This is a genomic window from Mesorhizobium sp. M5C.F.Ca.IN.020.32.2.1 (assembly GCF_004023105.1).
GTDB lineage: Bacteria > Pseudomonadota > Alphaproteobacteria > Rhizobiales > Rhizobiaceae > Mesorhizobium > Mesorhizobium wenxiniae.
Map to the genome: position 1 here is coordinate 1 of NZ_RZSX01001471.1, position 784 is coordinate 784.

Annotated in this window: 1 protein-coding gene and 1 pseudogene; both read right to left on the reverse strand. The window is 67.7% G+C overall.

Features of this window, described 5'->3' with window-relative positions; genetic code table 11:
- Nucleotides 1–253 (reverse strand): annotated as a pseudogene (locus tag EOA86_RS36850) (hypothetical protein); the annotation flags it as partial.
- Nucleotides 254–338: 85 nt separating this feature from the next.
- On the reverse strand, nucleotides 339–728 hold the full coding sequence (locus tag EOA86_RS36855; protein WP_348627890.1) for a hypothetical protein: 390 nt from the start codon (nucleotides 726–728) through the stop codon (nucleotides 339–341).
- Between the last annotated feature and the right edge of the window lie 56 nt (nucleotides 729–784).

Genomic DNA, 784 nt, shown 5'->3' on the forward strand with positions numbered 1-784 from the left:
GCGAGGTGATGCCGGTCAGCGGGTCGACGTTGCGCACCCGCACGATGCCGCCGGTCGAGGTGTGGCCGTCATTGGAAACCTCATAAATGCGCCTCGCCTCCAGCGTGCCGGTCGCCAGCCGCTTGCGGCCGAAGGCGTCGTCCTTCAGCGCGAAATCATGACCGACCTCCTTGCGGATGCGCACCTGCTCGGCCTCGCCCTTTGCCAGTTTGGGCGCCTTCGGCGCCTTGACCTTGGCGGTCTTCTTGCTCATGGACAGTCTCCTCGTTTGATTGGCTGCCTTCGCAGAACCTGGGGTCCTCGCCCCACGTAGCGGGGCGAGGAACGCAAGACCCAGTTCACGCCGCATCCGCCAGAGCCGAAGGGCGATGGTCGCAGAAGCGCGCCGCGTGATAGGCGCAGTAGCTTTTCAGCGGCCGCGTGCGCAGACCGCAGCACAGCATGTCCAGTGCCGGCCGGCTGCCGGGCGCGTCGTTCTCGGGATCTTCCTCCAGCGTCAGATCGAGCGGTGCGCGGCAGCGGTTGAACAGGCAGTCGATGAAGCGCATGGCCGCGACGTGCGGATGGCGCCCGGCGGCAACGGGGCGCGGCGCCGGCAGCTTGAAGGCCTCGCCGTCGGGCCCGTGGATCTCGCGCACGGTCTGGCGCTGCGGCAGCCAGACCGGCGGCGCCAGCCTGGCCGGCGTGCGGGCGATGCTTTGCAATTCTGTGTCGGTACAGGCGGGCATGGTGTTCTTCCATTGAAAGGGTTGCGTAGATGCCGAAGCTGCCCCTCTCCCCGTTC

What these genes read in the sequence shown, in the direction of transcription:
- EOA86_RS36855 (WP_348627890.1), bottom strand. Translation starts at nt 728, where the DNA reads ATGCCCGCCTGTACCGACACAGAATTGCAAAGCATCGCCCGCACGCCG.